General features: G+C 55.0%; 19 protein-coding genes. 9 read left to right on the forward strand and 10 right to left on the reverse strand.

Going from position 1 to position 17,319, the window contains the following annotated elements:
* Window positions 1-81: 81 nt before the first annotated feature.
* The 3 genes from IM284_RS03915 to sodC all read left to right on the forward strand — a co-directional run bounded on the left by IM284_RS03915 (window position 82) and on the right by sodC (window position 1,865).
* Window positions 82-321, forward strand: coding sequence for a DUF1289 domain-containing protein (locus IM284_RS03915; protein WP_047368410.1), 240 nt, complete (start codon window positions 82-84; stop codon window positions 319-321).
* A 48-nt stretch (window positions 322-369) separates the two neighbouring features.
* Window positions 370-1,266: an aldo/keto reductase family oxidoreductase gene (locus tag IM284_RS03920; protein ID WP_193055731.1), complete on the forward strand. Its 897-nt coding sequence runs from the start codon at window positions 370-372 to the stop codon at window positions 1,264-1,266.
* Between the two features lie 80 nt (window positions 1,267-1,346).
* On the forward strand, window positions 1,347-1,865 hold the full coding sequence (gene sodC / locus IM284_RS03925) for a superoxide dismutase [Cu-Zn] SodC (protein ID WP_028012900.1): 519 nt from the start codon (window positions 1,347-1,349) through the stop codon (window positions 1,863-1,865).
* Here sodC and IM284_RS03930 read toward each other — a convergent pair.
* Genes IM284_RS03930 through IM284_RS03940 form a run of 3 tightly spaced genes read right to left on the reverse strand, consistent with a single transcriptional unit; the run spans window position 1,844 to window position 4,976 of the window.
* Window positions 1,844-3,877, reverse strand: coding sequence for an FUSC family protein (locus IM284_RS03930; RefSeq protein ID WP_047368412.1), 2,034 nt, complete (start codon window positions 3,875-3,877; stop codon window positions 1,844-1,846). The genes sodC and IM284_RS03930 overlap by 22 nt on opposite strands.
* Window positions 3,877-4,737, reverse strand: a complete 861-nt coding sequence (locus IM284_RS03935; protein ID WP_047365383.1) for an HlyD family secretion protein — start codon at window positions 4,735-4,737, stop codon at window positions 3,877-3,879. The genes IM284_RS03930 and IM284_RS03935 overlap by 1 nt, the downstream gene beginning before the upstream one ends.
* Window positions 4,738-4,739: 2 nt before the next feature.
* Complete coding sequence (locus IM284_RS03940) at window positions 4,740-4,976, reverse strand: DUF1656 domain-containing protein (RefSeq protein WP_028012903.1); 237 nt, start codon at window positions 4,974-4,976, stop codon at window positions 4,740-4,742.
* A gap of 186 nt (window positions 4,977-5,162) precedes the next feature.
* On the opposite strand from IM284_RS03940, the gene slyA reads away from it, so the two are divergent.
* Window positions 5,163-5,603: a transcriptional regulator SlyA gene (gene slyA, locus IM284_RS03945; protein ID WP_028012904.1), complete on the forward strand. Its 441-nt coding sequence runs from the start codon at window positions 5,163-5,165 to the stop codon at window positions 5,601-5,603.
* Window positions 5,604-5,640: 37 nt separating this feature from the next.
* Here slyA and IM284_RS03950 read toward each other — a convergent pair whose 3' ends face one another.
* Both IM284_RS03950 and slyB read right to left on the reverse strand, forming a co-directional pair.
* Complete coding sequence (locus tag IM284_RS03950; RefSeq protein WP_047368413.1) at window positions 5,641-7,002, reverse strand: GGDEF domain-containing protein; 1,362 nt, start codon at window positions 7,000-7,002, stop codon at window positions 5,641-5,643.
* Window positions 7,003-7,198: 196 nt separating this feature from the next.
* Window positions 7,199-7,666 (reverse strand): outer membrane lipoprotein SlyB, encoded by a 468-nt coding sequence (gene slyB, locus IM284_RS03955; RefSeq protein ID WP_028012906.1) that lies wholly within the window; start codon window positions 7,664-7,666, stop codon window positions 7,199-7,201.
* Window positions 7,667-7,921: 255 nt separating this feature from the next.
* Between slyB and anmK the strand changes: the two genes are divergently transcribed.
* From anmK to pdxY, 5 genes are all read left to right on the forward strand, one after another.
* Window positions 7,922-9,046 (forward strand): anhydro-N-acetylmuramic acid kinase, encoded by a 1,125-nt coding sequence (gene anmK / locus IM284_RS03960; RefSeq protein WP_028012907.1) that lies wholly within the window; start codon window positions 7,922-7,924, stop codon window positions 9,044-9,046.
* Between the two features lie 93 nt (window positions 9,047-9,139).
* Window positions 9,140-9,463: a C-type lysozyme inhibitor gene (mliC, locus tag IM284_RS03965; protein ID WP_028012908.1), complete on the forward strand. Its 324-nt coding sequence runs from the start codon at window positions 9,140-9,142 to the stop codon at window positions 9,461-9,463.
* Window positions 9,464-9,520: 57 nt separating this feature from the next.
* A complete protein-coding gene (pdxH, locus tag IM284_RS03970; protein WP_028012909.1) occupies window positions 9,521-10,177 on the forward strand; it encodes a pyridoxamine 5'-phosphate oxidase in 657 nt (218 codons plus the stop codon).
* 125 nt (window positions 10,178-10,302) lie between these two features.
* Window positions 10,303-11,577 (forward strand): tyrosine--tRNA ligase, encoded by a 1,275-nt coding sequence (tyrS, locus tag IM284_RS03975; RefSeq protein ID WP_047368414.1) that lies wholly within the window; start codon window positions 10,303-10,305, stop codon window positions 11,575-11,577.
* Window positions 11,578-11,643: 66 nt separating this feature from the next.
* Window positions 11,644-12,504: a pyridoxal kinase PdxY gene (gene pdxY / locus IM284_RS03980; protein WP_041910326.1), complete on the forward strand. Its 861-nt coding sequence runs from the start codon at window positions 11,644-11,646 to the stop codon at window positions 12,502-12,504.
* A gap of 60 nt (window positions 12,505-12,564) precedes the next feature.
* On the opposite strand, the gene gstA is transcribed toward pdxY, so the two are convergent.
* The 5 genes from gstA to rsxG all read right to left on the reverse strand — a co-directional run bounded on the left by gstA (window position 12,565) and on the right by rsxG (window position 17,318).
* The gene (gene gstA / locus IM284_RS03985) at window positions 12,565-13,170 is read right to left on the reverse strand and encodes a glutathione transferase GstA (protein WP_028012912.1); all 606 of its coding nucleotides are present in this window, start codon (window positions 13,168-13,170) and stop codon (window positions 12,565-12,567) included.
* 105 nt (window positions 13,171-13,275) lie between these two features.
* Complete coding sequence (dtpA, locus tag IM284_RS03990; protein WP_028012913.1) at window positions 13,276-14,784, reverse strand: dipeptide/tripeptide permease DtpA; 1,509 nt, start codon at window positions 14,782-14,784, stop codon at window positions 13,276-13,278.
* 592 nt (window positions 14,785-15,376) lie between these two features.
* Entirely contained in the window at window positions 15,377-16,012 is a 636-nt protein-coding gene (gene nth / locus IM284_RS03995) for an endonuclease III (RefSeq protein ID WP_028012914.1), read from the reverse strand.
* Complete coding sequence (locus tag IM284_RS04000; RefSeq protein ID WP_023617347.1) at window positions 16,009-16,695, reverse strand: electron transport complex subunit E; 687 nt, start codon at window positions 16,693-16,695, stop codon at window positions 16,009-16,011. Before IM284_RS04000 ends, nth begins: the two co-directional genes overlap by 4 nt.
* A 2-nt stretch (window positions 16,696-16,697) precedes the next feature.
* Complete coding sequence (rsxG, locus tag IM284_RS04005) at window positions 16,698-17,318, reverse strand: electron transport complex subunit RsxG (RefSeq protein WP_045261492.1); 621 nt, start codon at window positions 17,316-17,318, stop codon at window positions 16,698-16,700.
* Between the last annotated feature and the right edge of the window lies 1 nt (window position 17,319).

Below are 17,319 nucleotides of genomic sequence, written 5' to 3' on the forward strand. Positions count from 1 at the left end.
TGCCACAAAACTGTGGTAAAGCCCTTGCACGCGGCGCTTTTAGCGTCTTCACTGTAGGTTAGAGATTAACCGGAGGTGAGTGTGGCAGAGCAACTGGAGTTTTTCCCCATCCAGAGCCCGTGCCGGGGGATTTGTCAGTCAGATGAACGTGGTTATTGCCGCGGGTGCATGCGTACCCGTGACGAGCGTTTTAACTGGCAAAACTTCAGCGACACGCAAAAGCAGGATGTGCTGCGCCTCTGCAGACAGCGACTTCTGCGCAAAATCCGCGCAAACAAAGCCTCTGAGACCGAAGATCCCCAGCAACCTTCACTGTTTTAATGCGGTAATTGCGTATACTCATGACATCACGTCCTTGAGGAAAATGTTATGGTTCAGCGTATTACCCTTGCCCCCCAGGGGCCAGAATTCTCCCGTTTTGTGATGGGCTACTGGCGCCTGATGGACTGGAATATGTCCCCCCTCCAGCTGGCAAGCTTTATTGAAGAGCATATCGATTTAGGGGTAACAACCGTCGATCATGCGGATATTTACGGTGGCTATCAGTGTGAAGCCGCCTTTGGCGAGGCGCTCAAGCTGGTTCCGGCACTCCGGGAGCGCATGGAGATCGTTACCAAATGCGGTATTGCCACCACGGCCAAACCGGAGCATGCCCTCGGCCACTACATCACCGACAGCGCTCATATCATCAAGAGCGCCGAGCAGTCGCTGGTCAATCTGGCTACCGATCGTATCGACCTGCTGCTGATTCACCGTCCGGACCCGCTCATGGATGCCGACGAGGTGGCGGAAGCCTTCCTGAGTCTGCATCAGAGTGGGAAGGTGCGTCACTTCGGCGTCTCCAACTTTACCCCGGCCCAGTTTGCCCTGCTTCAGTCTCGTCTGCCGTTTACGCTCGCCACTAACCAGGTTGAGATCTCCCCGGTGCATCAGCCGCTGCTGCTGGATGGCACGCTCGACCAGCTGCAGCAGCAGCGCATTCGCCCGATGGCCTGGTCGTGCCTCGGCGGTGGACGCCTGTTTAATGATGATGCGTTCCAGCCGCTGCGCAATGAGCTGGAAACCATCGCCCGCGAGCTGAACGCCCAGAGCATAGAGCAGGTGGTTTACGCCTGGATCCTGCGTCTGCCGTCAAAACCGCTGCCGATTATTGGCTCCGGGAAAATTGAACGCGTCCGTTCCGCGCTGGCCGCCGAAGAGCTGCAGATGACCCGCCAGCAGTGGTTCCGCATCCGCAAGGCCGCGCTGGGTTACGACGTGCCTTAAACCGCAAGAAGGTGACTTTCCGGTGAAATCTGTGCCCCTGGTATACACTTAAGGGGCAAAAAATAACCAGCGGAGGTCATATGAAGCGTTTTACTCTGGCATTGGTCACGCTGGTTGTTTGCGCAGGGGCGCAGGCAGCCAGCGACGAAGTAGAAATGAATCTCGTCACCTCACAGGGTGTGGGTCAGTCCATCGGGACGGTGAAAATCACCGAGACCGATAAAGGGCTGGAATTCGCACCCGATCTTAAAGCACTCCCGCCGGGCGAACACGGCTTCCATGTTCATGCCAAAGGGAGCTGTCAGCCAGCCATGAAAGAGGGTAAACCGTCGGCAGCGGAAGCAGCAGGGGGCCACCTCGACCCGCAGAATTCAGGTAAACATGAAGGGCCTGAAGGTATGGGACACCTGGGCGACTTGCCGGTGCTGGTGGTAAACAATGACGGTAAAGCCACGGATCCGGTCGTGGCCCCGCGGCTGAAAAAGCTGGATGAGGTCAAAGGCAAAGCGCTGATGATCCATGTGGGCGGCGATAACATGTCCGATCAGCCTAAACCGCTTGGCGGCGGCGGGGCGCGCTATGCCTGCGGCGTAATCTGATCCCCAATCGTTCCTGGCGGAGGCGCCTGTTCCAGCTGCGACAGCGAGCAGTGCAGGCGCCAGATTATCGAGGCCAAATCGCGGGCTGCGGGAAGATGATGCCGGGCAAGGGTGTCGCAGATCCGCTGCAGTTCAGCCAGCGTGGCCTCCAGAGGCCGCTGCTGAACGCCGCGCTCGCTCATCACATCGCGTAGCAGAGAGATACATACATCACGTACCTGCGACAGCGGATCGGAGCGCGTTTCCCATGCGCGAAGCTGCCAGACCACGTGCGAGCAGTTCAACAGCACCACCCCCCAGCGCAGCAGCCAGCGTCGGGACAGCGCGTCCTGGCTGTTATTTAACTGGCTAACGTGGTGATAAACCAGCGATTCATATTCGCTTTCTTGCAGATGCGGCTTGCGGCTGAGCTGGTCGACAAACCCTCTGCGCAATTCACGGATATGTCGACGGCTTTTGCGTGCGTCAGAGCCGGGACGCAACACCGCGAAGGCCAGCCACGCCAGCCCGACGCCAAGAATCTTTGCCAGGTTGTCATTCAGAAAAGCGGCGTAATCATACACCGGCGGATTCGTCACGGAGATAAACGAGCCCATAAAGACAATCAGCTGCCCCCACAGACCCGCCAGTTTCGGCATTTGCAGCTTAAGGAGCTGCATCGTAGTTAACAGCGGAAACAGGAACAGCAGAAACTGCCAGAGATCGCTTATCTGCACCATCAGGCCAAACTTCACCACAAAACTGAACAGTGATAGCAAAACAAGCGTTCGCAGCAGCAGCGTAAGCGAGTTAAACGGCGAGGCCGCGACGGAGTAAAGCACGCAGCTGATAGCGGCAAGCGTTAACGCCGCCGAACCTGACTCCCACTGCGTGGTAATGCTCCACGCCCCCACCAGCATCAGTGCGCTGAAGGTGCGAAAACCGCTCCACAGCGCTTCCAGATAATCGGTGTGACGTGCGAGAGCCGGGCTGCCGGGAACGGCGAACTCCGTGACCGGGGTAGCATTCTCTACCGCCTTAATCCAGCGGCTGCTGCGCAGGTATAGCCGACAAAAGTAATTCAGCCGCTGCCAGAAGGCGCGATGGCGATAATCAAACTCATCCACCGGGGCGAGCGGGGCGATGATCTTCGCGACGGTATAGATGTCCGCATCCGGTCGCGCGAGCGCCGCGAGCAGGGTTTCGATTACCGCGCGGGTGTTTTCTGGCGGTGCCGGCCAGTTGAGCAGCATTCGGCGCAGGCTGGAGATAGCGCTGGTCATGCGCAGCTGCTGGTGCAGCAAATAGTTAAGCAGCGTGTTCTGACGGCGAAAACGGTAATGGCTCCAGAACGCCTGAATTCGCAACAGATTCATGGTCAGGATCTGCCCGATAACCTTTTCATGCGCGAGGCGGATGTCATCGCTGGTATCCGGTTGCCACAGCAGGCTCGCATGTTCCAGCAGCCGGGTATGCATGGTTTTCAGCGCAGTGATAAGCGCAGTGCCGTCAGAGGTGCTGGGCAGGATCATCATCATAAATCCGCCGCAGAGGATCCCGACAATGACTTCGCAGACGCGCGCCTGTGCGATATCCCATAGCTCGGTGGTGTCGAGCACGTTGACGACCGGGAAGGCGATAATGGCGGCGGTATAGCCCGCCAGTTGGAAAGCATAGGCTACGTTATTGGTGAAATGGGCGCAGGCCCAGGTACAGCAACCCAGCCATGCCGCCATGCTCAGCAGGAACAGCCACGGATCGTTCAGCGTGTGGCCCGCGATAATTAACGCCGCGGTGGCGCCCAGCAGGCTACCTGCGATACGGCCAAGGCTTTTGCTGATCACCCCGCCAACGGTGGGGAAGCTTACCACCGCCGCGGAGGTCATCGCCCAGTAGGGTTCATCCAGGTTCAGATAATAGGCGACAGTCAGCGCCAGGCACATGGCAATGCCGTTACGCAGCGCGTAGCGCCACTGGGGGCGCGTCGCTTTCATCCACGGCGTGTTTTGCCAGGAGAGCGCCTGCAGCTTCATTAACGGGTTCCGATAGAGACAGTGCAGGTGGTGCCGGAAACCAGCGTGATGTCCTCGGGTAAACGGTCAAACTCCACGCGCACAGGCACGCGTTGAGCCAGGCGCACCCACGGTACGTTCGGCTTGATGTCCGGCACCAGCCCGGAATCCGTTTCAACGCTTTGATCGTAAATGGCGCGGCCAATGCTGGAAACGTGACCCTGTAACTTTTGCGGGCCACTATACAGCGTTATGGCGGCGGGTGCGCCTTCACGTATATGACGAAGCTTGGTCTCTTCGAAATAGCCCACGACGTAGAACGAGTGGCTGTCGACGAGAGCAAAAACCGGCTGACCGGCGGTGGCATAATTTCCCACCCGGGTGGAGAGGTTGGTCACCCATCCGTCGACGGGGGCGGTGACCACGGTTTGGGTTAACTCCCACTGCGCCTGCTTCAGCGTGGCCTCAGCCACGTTGACGCTTGCCTGCATGGCCTTGACGTTAATATTGGCGGTATCTAAATCTTCCGCGGAGATATAGTTTTTCGACAGGTGACGGCGGCGATTGGCCTCATTATTGGCCTTAGCAAGGTCAGACTGGGCTTTTGCCAGCTGCGCCTGGGCGTTCAGAATTGCAATGTGATACGGGGTGTCGTCGATGCGGAATAACACCTCTCCTTTTTTAACGTACTGATTATCCTTAACCAGCAGCGTTGTGATACTTCCCGAGACCTGGGGGGTGATGCTGACCTGCTCAGCGCGAACTTTGCCATCACGGGTCCAGGGGGACTGCATATAATAATTCCACAACCACCATCCAGCAGCCAGGGCGAGGACAAGAACGAACAGGGTGGAAAAGTACTTCAGCGTTTTCAGAGGCATATTCACCACACGATCAGAACAGCAAGGCCCAGGCATACGGAGAGGGCAAACAGGGAGAGATCCATCAGCATGGGGTGCCAGATTTCGCCGGAGTACATCCAGTCGCGAAGCAGGCGATGCGCGATGAGCCAGAGAACAAAGCCCACCAGCACGGCTTTAAACAGGGGAGGAAAGTAGACTGACGCACCGAAGATCAGGTCCTGAAGGGGTAAACCTTCTGAGCGATGAAAAAAGATCACAGGCAGAAATCCTTTGCAGTGAACAGAATGCCGCGTTGGCTTGTCTGAGTATGAAGAAGCATCATAATTCAGTGTAAGTCATACTTTTGAGTCCGATGAATGCAGTATTGCATTTGTTTTGCCAATACAAATGCTGCACACTATTCTAAAATCAGTATAATAACTTAGCAAGCTAATTATAAGGAGATGAAATTGGAATCGCCATTAGGTTCTGATCTGGCAAGGTTGGTACGCGTCTGGCGTGCTCTGATTGACCATCGCCTGAAACCTCTGGAACTGACGCAGACGCATTGGGTCACGTTGCACAACATTCATCAGCTGCCGCCCGACCAGTCGCAAATTCAACTGGCTAAAGCGATAGGCATTGAGCAACCGTCGCTGGTGCGCACGCTTGACCAACTGGAAGAGAAGGGACTGATCTCCCGGCAAACCTGCGCCAGCGATCGTCGCGCCAAGCGCATTAAGCTGACGGAGAAAGCGGCGCCTATCATCACTGAAATGGAAGCGGTGATCACCAAAACGCGCGGTGAAATCCTTTCAGGCGTTTCACCGACGGAGCTGGAAATGCTCATCAGCCTCATTGCGCGCCTTGAGCAAAACATTCACGAGCTACAGTCTCGCGACTGACCAGACAACAGGGCCTTGCATCTGCAAGGCCTTGTTTTTACTTAAAGACAACGACGCGGTTACGGCCCGTCTCTTTCGCTTCATACATCGCCTTATCGGCACTTTCCACGCACGCTTCTGCGCTTACCGACGAAGAGGTTGCCGTAAACACCCCCATGCTGATGGTAATCGGCTCTGGTAACTGACCCTCGCTGCTAATTTTATCAAAACCGCTTAGCTTCAACCGAATGCGCTCCGCCACCTGATATGCGTCTTCTGCGGAGGTGTTTGCCAGCATCAGGACAAACTCTTCGCCGCCGATTCGCGCTGCGATATCCTGCGGACGTACGGAGTCCATCAGCAGATTGGCGACAAACTGCAGGACTTTATCTCCCTGCAGGTGACCGTAGTTGTCGTTGATACGCTTGAAACGATCGAGATCGCTGACGATAACCGAAACCGGACGGCTGGGTTTGGCGATGCCCAGCGCCTGGTTTAACGATTCATAAAAATAGCTGCGGTTATAAAGGCGCGTGAGCGGATCGCGAATCGAATTTTGATACGACTGCTGATACTTCAAATGGGAGTCACGATACAACCTGAAGACATCATAGAGCAGCACAAAAATAATAATCAGCGTCGCGACGGTTTCAAATAATCGGGCGCGATACCAGGATATATCTTCTGCATGTCCGCCTACCAACAGCATAGAGAGCGTGACGACATAGCAGACACACAGAAAATTACCGCCTACCCAGAACAGATTACGCACGCGCGTAATAAACATCAGCGTGGCTAGTGTCACGACCCAGAGAACGATTAATGAAATATTAATGCTGTGGCTCCAGAGAACCATAAACTGCCGCGTTTCATTATCAACCAGATCGAGGGATAGAAACGGGGAATGGCTGGAATACATCCAGGCCAGAATCACCATACATGCGGTAAAAAGAAATGAACCGCTAACGATGATGATATGCGCCAACCGTGAAAGGGGCAGATTGCGCGTGGGATAAAGTAATGCCGAAACGATCATCAGCACCGCCATTAAGAGGTGGCGGAACATATAGTAGATCATCGCATCGTTGTAGTTCACAACGTTGAACTGATAGAGATCCAGCCACGCCGGAAAGCTGGTCAATGTTCCGACCATCAGCAAGGCCGAACCGGCAAAGGCAAATGAGATGGCAATCAGATAGAGCCGCCGCTTATCACACCAGTATTTCATTGCCATAAAACAGGCAATAAACAGGTGAAACACGAGTAAAAAAATGGTGAGTGTGGGGAACAAAAGAGGCGAAAAGGATGGAACCCAGTCAACCAGTTTTGAAAATAAAGCCTGTAATATTCCGATGACGACAAAGCAACCGAAACAGAACGAGATATAACGACCTTTTACAGAACGACTATTCGCAAGCATATAAAGTTTTACAAATTAAAATAATTATGAAGAGATGATTGCGAAGAGTTTAATCAATTAGCACGCTAAATACTTTGCGCAGAAACAATATATGGCGCGTTTAATAATGTGTGGGATGAATGTATTCTGTAAATATATTTGTGAGGGTGATATATATTGTAAATGGATGTGGCCTGATGACCACATCCATTTTTAATTAACGCGGAGAAACGGTAACCTGGCTGCCGTTGCTCGCCAGCACGACGCGTTGACCCGCAGAGAAGCGGGTGTTGCCCTGCTTCTGAACAACCATAATGGTGCTGCCGTCGTCTTTACGAATTTCCAGCTCTACGCCCTGGGTTTTGTTCATCGCGCCCTGTACGCCCTGACCCGCGACACCACCCGCTACAGCGCCCGCTGCGGTTGCCAGAGAACGGCCCGTGCCGCCGCCAACGGTATTACCCAGGAAACCACCCAGTACAGCACCGCCGATTGCGCCCATCACGTTGTTTTCATCACCACCCTGAATTTGTACAGGACGGGCGTTAACAACGGTACCGTAAGTCACGCTCTGAACCTGTTTTGCTTCAGAAGCGCTGTAAACGTCGCCAGACAGCGAGCTGTCGTTCACACAGCCAGCCAGGGTTAAACCAATCAGCGAAACGCCCAGTACACGTACAATCATTTGAATCTCCTGTTCACCAAAAACGCCCATCTGGAGGCATCCGTTATGGCTAAATTATATGGCATAAAGAGCCATAGTTCATATCTTTGCACTAACAATAAGAAAATTGTACTTGAATTTGACTTAACGAGACATAAACAGGAGCCACTCGCCATACCGGCAAGACATTGTTAAAAAATATTATCGTCGGATGGCAAAGGAGCGCTGTTTATGGTTGAGTGGATATCCTTAGCCCACGCAACGTAAGGAAAGCGCATGAAATCGGGTCGCTACATTGGTGTGATGTCGGGCACCAGTCTGGATGGGGTAGATGTCGTTCTGGCCGCCATTGACGAACATATGGTGGCACAGCAGGCGAGCCTGACCTGGCCAATCCCCCTTTCGCTGAAAGAGGACATTCTGAGCATCTGTCAGGGGCAGCAGTTAACCCTCTCCCAGCTTGGTCAACTTGATGTTCGGCTGGGTGCGCTGTTTGCGGATGCGGTGCAGGCGTTAATGCAAAAAGAACATCTTCGTCCCCAGGATGTGGTCGCCATCGGGTGTCACGGACAAACCGTCTGGCATGAGCCGACTGGCGACGCGCCGCATACGTTGCAAATCGGCGATAACAACCAGATTGTGGCGAAGACGGGCGTAACGGTCGTCGGGGATTTTCGTCGCCGCGATATTGCCCTTGGCGGCCAGGGCGCGCCGCTGGTGCCTGCCTTCCATCAGGCGTTGCTGGCGCACCCTACAGAACGCCGCATGGTGCTCAACATAGGCGGGATTGCTAACCTCTCAATGCTTATTCCAGGGCAGCCCGTTCGCGGCTACGATACCGGCCCGGGAAATATGTTAATGGATGCCTGGATCTGGCGACAGTGCGGTCAACCTTATGATAAAAACGCCGAGTGGGCGAGCGAGGGTAAAGTGGTTCTCCCGCTGCTGCAGTCCATGCTCAGCGACCCTTATTTTGCCTTACCGGCGCCGAAAAGCACGGGACGAGAATACTTCAACTTTGGCTGGCTCGAGCGCCAGCTTGCGCTGTTCCCGGCACTCGCCCCGCAGGATGTCCAGGCGACGCTTGCCGAATTAACGGCCGTGTCGATCTCTGAGCAAGTGCTGCTCAGCGGCGGCTGCGAACGCCTGCTGGTGTGCGGCGGGGGAAGCCGAAACCCGCTGGTGATGGCGCGTCTTGCCGGGCTGCTGCCGGGCACCGAGGTGACCACGACGGACGAGGCCGGCATCAGCGGGGATGATATGGAAGCGCTGGCTTTCGCCTGGCTTGCCTGGCGCACCATCGCCGGGCTGCCAGGGAATTTGCCGTCGGTAACCGGCGCGCGTGAGGCCAGCGTCCTCGGGGCGATTTTCCCTGCAAATCCTCGTCATAATCAGAGTTAACTGAAATTCAGCGCGGCGCCTCGTCGTTAGAATGGAATAAAACAGGGGGGCAGCCATGCCCTCCAGGACCAGGAAAGTCTTCGGAATACGCCCATGAAAAAACTTCTTCTTATTGCCGCGCCTTTATTGCTGTCAGGATGCAGCGTCTATAACCAGTTCCTTGAGCGCATGCAGACCGATACGCTGGAGTATCGCTGCGATGAAAAACCGCTGACCGTGAAGCTGAATAACCCGCGTCAGGAAGCCAGCTTCGTTTACGATAACAAGCTGCTAACCCTTAAGCAGGGTATCTCGGCCTCCGGGGCGCGTTATTCGGACGGCATCTATGTATTCTGGTCGAAAGGCGACAGCGCCACGGTCTACAAACGAGACCGCATTGTGCTGAACAACTGCCAGCTTGAAAATCCGAAGCGTTGAGATTTTTACAGGGGCGGCGCACAATAGCGCCACCCAATCTCAAGATCAGCTAACGCCATGTCAGATAACGACGAACTGCAGCAAATTGCGCATCTGCGCCGTGAATACACCAAAGGCGGCCTGCGTCGCCAGGATCTTCCCGCTGAACCCCTCGTGCTTTTTGAGCGCTGGCTGAAACAGGCCTGCGACGCGAAGCTGGCCGACCCAACGGCCATGGTCGTCGCGACGGTAGATGAAAACGGTCAACCGTATCAGCGCATCGTCTTGCTTAAGCATTACGACGAGAAAGGGCTGGTGTTCTATACCAATCTGGGCAGCCGCAAGGCGCACCACTTAGAAAACAACCCGCGCATCAGCCTGCTGTTCCCGTGGCATATGCTTGAACGTCAGGTGATGGTCACCGGGAAAGCGGAACGTCTCTCGACCCTTGAGGTGGTGAAGTATTTCCACAGCCGCCCGCGCGACAGCCAGATTGGCGCCTGGGTGTCAAAACAGTCCAGCCGGATCTCTGCCCGCGGCGTGCTGGAAAGTAAATTCCTGGAGCTGAAACAGAAGTTCCAGCAGGGGGAAATTCCACTGCCAAGCTTCTGGGGCGGCTTCCGCATTCCGATTGAGCAGATGGAATTCTGGCAGGGCGGTGAGCATCGCCTGCATGACCGCTTTTTATACCAGCGCGAGAATGGCGGCTGGAAAATCGACAGACTGGCCCCGTAATCCCCGAAATTTGTTGATTTAAGCGCTAGCGCACACCGCGCTTGCGCTTTATTCTATGGTCCTTTCGCATCAGGCGAAAAGTCGTGTACCGGCAAAGGTGCAGTCGTTTATACATGGAGAATTTGATGGCAAGCAGTAACTTGATTAAACAATTGCAAGAGCGGGGCCTCGTGGCCCAGGTGACGGACGAGGAAGCGTTAGCAGAGCGACTGGCGCAAGGCCCGATCGCGCTCTATTGCGGCTTCGATCCCACCGCTGACAGCTTGCATTTGGGGCATCTTGTTCCATTGTTATGCCTGAAACGCTTCCAGATGGCGGGCCATAAGCCTGTTGCCCTGGTGGGCGGCGCGACCGGTCTGATTGGTGACCCGAGCTTTAAAGCCGCAGAGCGTAAGCTGAACACCGAAGATACCGTGCAGGAGTGGGTGGATAAGATCCGCAAACAGGTTGCACCGTTCCTCGACTTCAACTGTGGTGATAACTCTGCCATTGCTGCTAACAACTACGACTGGTTTGGCGGCATGAACGTGCTGACCTTCCTGCGTGACATCGGCAAGCACTTCTCTGTTAACCAGATGATTAACAAAGAAGCGGTCAAGCAGCGTCTGAACCGTGACGATCAGGGTATCTCCTTTACCGAGTTCTCCTACAACCTGCTGCAGGGCTATGACTTTGCCTGCCTGAACAAGCTGCACGGCGTCTCTCTGCAGATCGGCGGCTCTGACCAGTGGGGGAACATCACCTCCGGTATCGACCTGACCCGTCGTCTGCATCAGAACCAGGTCTTCGGCCTGACCGTTCCACTGATCACCAAAGCAGACGGCACCAAATTCGGTAAAACCGAAGGCGGCGCGGTGTGGCTCGATCCGAAGAAAACCAGCCCGTACAAATTCTATCAGTTCTGGATCAACACGGCGGATGCCGATGTTTACCGCTTCCTGAAGTTCTTCACCTTCATGGACATTGCAGAGATCAATGCGCTGGAAGAGGAAGATAAGAACAGCGGTAAAGCGCCGCGTGCCCAGTACGTGCTGGCGGACGAAGTGACCAAACTGGTTCATGGTGAAGAGGGCCTGGCCGCGGCAAAACGCATCACCGCAAGCCTGTTCAACGGTACGCTGAGCGATCTGAGCGAAGCGGACTTCGAACAGCTGGCGCAGGACGGCGTGCCGATGGTTGAGATGGAAAAAGGGGCTGACCTGATGCAGGCGCTGGTGGACTCTGAGCTCCAGCCTTCCCGTGGTCAGGCGCGTAAAACCATCGCCTCCAACGCTATCACCATCAACGGTGAAAAGCAGGCTGATCCGGAATACACCTTCGTTGACAGCGATCGTCTGTATGGCCGCTACACGCTGCTGCGCCGCGGTAAGAAAAACTACTGTCTGGTCTGCTGGAAGTAAGTAAAAGTCTCGAGGGGCGTGGGAAACCACGCCCTTTTTGTTTGTTCAGGGTTTGGTAAGAAAAAGATGAAGAACATCCTCGCCATTCAGTCCCACGTTGTGTTTGGACATGCTGGCAATAGCGCAGCGGAATTCCCGATGCGCCGCCTCGGTGCCAACGTCTGGCCTCTCAATACCGTGCAGTTCTCTAACCACACGCAATACGGCAAATGGACCGGCTGCGTGATGCCGCCTTCGCATCTCACAGAGGTTGTGCAGGGTATTGCGGATATCGACCAGCTCAAGCGCTGCGACGCCGTTCTGAGCGGCTACCTCGGCTCAGCGGAGCAGGGGGAACACATCCTCGGCATCGTCCGTCAGGTGAAAGCGGCAAACCCGGCGGCAAAATATTTCTGCGACCCCGTCATGGGACACCCGGAGAAAGGCTGCATTGTGGCGCCTGGCGTAGCGGAATTTCACGTTCGCCATGCGCTGCCCGCCAGCGATATCATTGCGCCCAACCTGATTGAGCTGGAGATCCTTTGCGAGCATCCGGTTAACAGCGTAGAAGAGGCTGTACGCGCGTCTCGCGAGCTGATAGCCCAGGGGCCGGAGATTGTGCTGGTAAAACATCTCGCCCGCGCAGGGCTGACCCAGGAGCGTTTTGAGATGCTGCTTGTGACGAAAGATGACGCATGGCATATCAGCCGTCCGCTGGTGGATTTCGGCACGCGTCAGCCGGTGGGCGTGGGTGATGTGACCAGCGGACTGCTGCTGGTGAAACTGTTGCAGGGTGCAACGGTGAGAGACGCGCTGGAGCACGTGACGGCAGCGGTGTACGAAATCATGATTGCGACGAAAGAGATGCAGGAATATGAACTGCAGGTGGTCGCGGCACAGGATCGTATCGCGAAGCCGGAGCACTATTTCAGCGCCACACGGCTATAATCGTCCAGAGTTCGTAGGCCGGGTGAGCGTCAGCGCCACCCGGCAACACAGACGGCTGGCTTAATTCAACCCTTCGGCTTTTAGCGCCGCGGCCACCGCTGGACGCTCCGCCACGCGCGCCATATACGATGCGATGTGGTCCAACCCTTCCAGGTTCAGCTTAACCGCACGCGCCCAGCGCAGTACGGTAAACAGGTACGCGTCGGCAATGGTGAAGCGTGAACCACAAATCCACTGATCGTCTTTCAGCGATTCGTTAACATACTGCAGCTTTTTCTCCAGCAGAGCTCGCACGGTCGGCTTGTACTCTTCCGGCGTATCCGGGCGGAAGAGGGGGGTAAAACCTTTGTGCAGCTCGGTGGCGATATAGTTCAACCACTCCAGCGTTTTATAACGTGCGACGCTGCCGGTAGGGGCAAGGAGCTGGCGATCCGGTACGTTGTCCGCCAGGAACTGCATAATCGCCACGCCTTCGGTCAGCAGAGTTCCGTCATCCAGCAGCAGGGCCGGAACCTGCCCTTTTGGGTTAATCGCAAAAAAGTCATCCCCGTTTTCCAGGCGCTTTTTCATCAGATCAACGCCATCCAGCGTGAAATCTTTGCCGCTCTCGCGCAGGGTGATATGGGAAGCAAGAGAGCACGCGCCCGGTTTGTAGAACAGTTTCATCGGTAACTCCTTTTTGCTGAGGTTTCAGCTATGTTAGTGCGCGAAGGGACAAAAAAAAAGCCGCTAATCTCTTAGCGGCTTCTGTTCTGTCGTTTCTCTCAGATATCACGCGGTAGCGGTTTTGTTCGCTTCCGCCGTCTTGTCGTCGTCCTGAGTCATTCGATTCAGTTTCGGCGCGGTCAGCAGCATCAGCGCCGCGATAACCGCCGTAGCGATACCAATCTGCATGAACACGGTACCGTAGACGTTCAGGGAGAGCAGCGGATCGGTCACGTTTTCTGGCACAGCCATCAGGTTCGCGATCTTACCGGCGATGATCGCCGCACCGGCAGTGGTCAGGAACCAACTACCCATAATGAAGCCCATCAGACGCTGTGGAACCAGCTGTGCAACCATCGCCAGACCCAGACCGGAGATCATCAGTTCGCCGATAGACTGCAGCGCGTAGCTCAGGATCAGCCAGTTAACGGACACGATACCGGCGTCGGACGCAAACTTAGTCCCCAGCGGCAGTACCAGGAACGCACCAGAACAGAGCACCATACCCACCGCGAACTTGTGCGGCATTGGCAGACGATCGCCCATCTTGTTATAGATTGCGGCCAGAATCGGGGAACCGATCATGATCCAGAAGGGGTTCAGCGCCTGGAACTGCTCGGGTTCGAATGCGATACCCAGGATAGAGTGCTCAACGTTACGAATAGCGAAGAAGTTCAGAGAGGTTGGCATCTGGCTGTACAGCACGAAGAAGATAATCGCTTCCAGCATCAGAATGAACGCCACAATCATCTTACGACGGGCTGCACCCTTCATAGCGAACGCTTCTTTCGCGAAGATGACCACGATGCCCAGCGCAACTACGCCCAGAACGGCACGAGCGATACCCTGGTTGTGCAGCAGCCAAGTGGCGATCGCCGCCAGGACGACAACGCCCACGATGGTAGCCAGCAGCTTGCCCATGTGGACAGGCTCGAAGTCAGGTTTTGAACCGTAGTCTTTCACCCAGTTGCGGCAGAACAGGAAGTTTACCACGGTGATCAGCATACCCACGAAGCTCAGCGCAAACGCCACGCTCCAGCCGAATTTCGCGGCCAGCCATGGGGTTGCCAGCATGGAAAAGAAGGAACCGATGTTGATGGACATGTAGTACATGGTAAATGCACCGTCCAGACGTGGGTCATCTTTGCTGTAGCAGGTTGAGAGCAGGGAAGACGGGTTCGCTTTGAACAGGCCGTTACCCACGGCGATGGTTGCCATGCCCATGTAGACCACAGCCGCATCATGTCCTGACCATGCAACCAGACCATAGCCAATAGCCAGAACAATGGCACCCAGCATAATGACGCGCTTAGTACCGAGAACTTTATCACCCAGCCAGCCGCCGATAGCAACCAGACCGTAAACGAGGGCACTAAAGGAGGAGAACAGCGTGATGGAATCGGCTTCGGACATACCCAGCTGTTTAACCAGGTAAACCGCCATGATCCCTTGCAGGCCGTAGTAACCAAAACGCTCCCATAACTCGATAGAGAAGATGAGATAAAACGCTTTCGGTTGTTTAAAAGCGTTCAGACTCACGCTTTCATCTGTTGGTTTATTGTTTGCAGTCGACACATATACCTCTTTTTTTACATCCCATATTAACGGGGGTGTTCATCGCGTGATGGCCGTAGCCCATCCGCCTTATAGTTATATTGGGAGGAGAAACGGCGGGTAATGTTCACTATCCTGCCCCGTCTGGCAATACGTTTGTAATAATCTGTTACATATATCTTGAACGGTATAATTGTCGGTTTCTACAAATGTTATTTAGCGTTAAATTTTATACGATAACTAAAGGTAGTTTTTTCGACTGGAATACACCCTGTGTGATGGGGTTTTGGCGATATGTTCTGCTATTTGCCGCTTGTTGTAGTGATATAGCCCACATTCTGAAAAATAGCTGGTCTTATCTTCCGGGTAAACGCATTTAAATCTTGCCCGGCAAAGGGTTTGCGATGACTTTGACTACAAAAAATCAACATGACGTTATCAGAGTGATCGCGATCACAGATGTATAGAAATTTTTGGCTATGAAAAAAGTATTAACCTGTTTGAGCGTTATAGAGCCGAACAAGCGACAAGTCAGAAGAAAGTAAGAGTGGACAAATAACGGCCAAAAGAAGAACGAACGGTAGTCCTTCTTTTGGTAGGGGGTTATGACGGGTCAGGGATAGACTTTTTCTTTATATTCGCAGAGATCTTCAATAACGCAAGAGCCGCAGCGCGGCTTTCGGGCTATGCAGGTATAACGACCGTGCAAAATCAGCCAGTGGTGGCAGTCAACCTTGAATTCGGCAGGAACCACTTTTAACAGCTTCTCTTCTACCTGCTCGACATTTTTCCCTGGGGCGAAGTTGGTCCGGTTTGAGACGCGGAATATATGCGTATCAACGGCGATGGTCGGCCAGCCAAACGCGGTATTGAGCACAACGTTCGCGGTTTTACGCCCCACGCCCGGCAAGGCTTCCAGCGCGGCGCGATCTTCCGGTACTTCGCCTCCGTGCTGTTCCAGCAGGATCCGACAGGTCTTAATCACGTTCTCGGCTTTGCTGTTAAACAGGCCGATGGTTTTGATATAGGACTTCACGCCTTCCACGCCCAGCTCCAGCATGGCCTTCGGCGTATTGGCGACCGGATAGAGCAGGGCAGTGGCTTTATTGACGCTCACGTCGGTCGCCTGCGCAGAGAGCAACACCGCGATCAGCAGCTCAAACGGGGAGGTAAAATTCAGCTCCGTCGTCGGGTGCGGGTTCTCGTCCCGCAGACGGGTCAGGATCGCAATGCGCTTTTCTTTATTCATGAGGCCTTCTCGGGTGTCCCTTCCAGAACGCTGCGCTCAGCCGCGCGGCGCTTACGTTTCTCATCAATCAGGTATTTTATCGCCAGCATCATGCCGAGGCCAATAAACGCGCCGGGCGGCAGCATCGCCAGCAGGAACGGCGTATCGGTGTGAAACACCTCAACGCGCAGCGCTTTAGCCCAGCCGCCCAGCAGCGCATCTGCGCCGTCGAACAGCGTACCGTTGCCGAGGATTTCACGCAGCGAGCCCAGCACGAACATGGCGCACGTGGCGCCCATGCCAATGGAAAAACCATCCAGCGCCGACATGGCCGGGCTGTTTTTTACCGCGAACGCTTCCGCACGCCCGACCACGATACAGTTGGTGACGATAAGAGGAATGAAGATCCCGAGCGACTGGTACAGACCAAACGCGTAGGCGTTAATCAGCATCTGGACAATACTGACCACCGACGCAATGATCATGACGTAAATCGGAATACGAATTTCCGACGGCGTCCAGCGTCTCAGGGCAGAGATGGAGAGGTTGGTCAGGGTCAATACCAGCGTGGTTGCCAGACCCAGACCGAGCGCGTTGGTGGCGGTGGATGTCACCGCCAGCAGGGGGCACATACCCAGAAGCTGTACCAGCGCGGAGTTGTTTTTCCACAATCCCTGGACAATAACCTCTTTAACCTGGCTCATGATTACTCCTCACAGGCCGGAAGATTGTTGATCTGCGCGGGCAGCGTTTCAGCGTACAGCCCGGCACGTTTTACGGCGTTTACCACCGCCCGCGGGGTGATGGTTGCGCCCGTGAACTGGTCAAACTCGCCGCCGTCTTTCTTCACCGCAAACGCGGTGTCATCTTCACCATGGATCACTTTACCGGCAAAGTGCAAAATCCAGTCGCTCAGACGGGTTTCAATTTTGTCGCCCAGGCCCGGCGTTTCATGATGTTCCGTCACGCGGGTGCCCAGGATGGTACCGGAGAAATCGCTGCCCACGAGCAGCTGAATGGCGCCGGAATAGCCGTCAGGGGCGGTCGCTTCCATCACCGCGCCGACCGGTTTATCCCCTTTGCGGGCGATAAAGAGGCGGTGCGGGCCTTTCCCAAGCTGCGGCGCGTCTACCACAAAGCAGCTTTTTTGCAGGTCATTATCGTAGAAATCGGACGGGATCACCTGATCGAACAGCGCCTTTTGCTGCTTCGAGGCCTGTTCTTCGATGGTCGTTTTGGTCAGCGCATTAACCAGTGCCGTCAGCCCCGTCAGGACCGCGGCGAAGACAGCCAGCGTGACGCCGTGTTTTTGCATCGTTTTTAACATG

It is taken from the genome of Enterobacter cloacae complex sp. P12RS, from assembly GCF_014895875.1.
GTDB lineage: Bacteria > Pseudomonadota > Gammaproteobacteria > Enterobacterales > Enterobacteriaceae > Enterobacter > Enterobacter bugandensis.

Excerpts from the sequence above, each read along its gene's own strand:
- IM284_RS03920 (WP_193055731.1), top strand. The coding sequence starts at position 370 with ATGGTTCAGCGTATTACCCTTGCCCCCCAGGGGCCAGAATTCTCCCGT.
- sodC (WP_028012900.1), top strand. The coding sequence starts at position 1,347 with ATGAAGCGTTTTACTCTGGCATTGGTCACGCTGGTTGTTTGCGCAGGG.
- IM284_RS03930 (WP_047368412.1), bottom strand. The coding sequence starts at position 3,877 with ATGAAGCTGCAGGCGCTCTCCTGGCAAAACACGCCGTGGATGAAAGCG.
- IM284_RS03935 (WP_047365383.1), bottom strand. The coding sequence starts at position 4,737 with ATGCCTCTGAAAACGCTGAAGTACTTTTCCACCCTGTTCGTTCTTGTC.
- slyA (WP_028012904.1), top strand. The coding sequence starts at position 5,163 with ATGAAATTGGAATCGCCATTAGGTTCTGATCTGGCAAGGTTGGTACGC.
- IM284_RS03950 (WP_047368413.1), bottom strand. The coding sequence starts at position 7,002 with ATGCTTGCGAATAGTCGTTCTGTAAAAGGTCGTTATATCTCGTTCTGT.
- slyB (WP_028012906.1), bottom strand. The coding sequence starts at position 7,666 with ATGATTGTACGTGTACTGGGCGTTTCGCTGATTGGTTTAACCCTGGCT.
- anmK (WP_028012907.1), top strand. The coding sequence starts at position 7,922 with ATGAAATCGGGTCGCTACATTGGTGTGATGTCGGGCACCAGTCTGGAT.
- mliC (WP_028012908.1), top strand. The coding sequence starts at position 9,140 with ATGAAAAAACTTCTTCTTATTGCCGCGCCTTTATTGCTGTCAGGATGC.
- pdxH (WP_028012909.1), top strand. The coding sequence starts at position 9,521 with ATGTCAGATAACGACGAACTGCAGCAAATTGCGCATCTGCGCCGTGAA.
- tyrS (WP_047368414.1), top strand. The coding sequence starts at position 10,303 with ATGGCAAGCAGTAACTTGATTAAACAATTGCAAGAGCGGGGCCTCGTG.
- pdxY (WP_041910326.1), top strand. The coding sequence starts at position 11,644 with ATGAAGAACATCCTCGCCATTCAGTCCCACGTTGTGTTTGGACATGCT.
- gstA (WP_028012912.1), bottom strand. The coding sequence starts at position 13,170 with ATGAAACTGTTCTACAAACCGGGCGCGTGCTCTCTTGCTTCCCATATC.
- nth (WP_028012914.1), bottom strand. The coding sequence starts at position 16,012 with ATGAATAAAGAAAAGCGCATTGCGATCCTGACCCGTCTGCGGGACGAG.
- IM284_RS04000 (WP_023617347.1), bottom strand. The coding sequence starts at position 16,695 with ATGAGCCAGGTTAAAGAGGTTATTGTCCAGGGATTGTGGAAAAACAAC.
- rsxG (WP_045261492.1), bottom strand. The coding sequence starts at position 17,318 with ATGTTAAAAACGATGCAAAAACACGGCGTCACGCTGGCTGTCTTCGCC.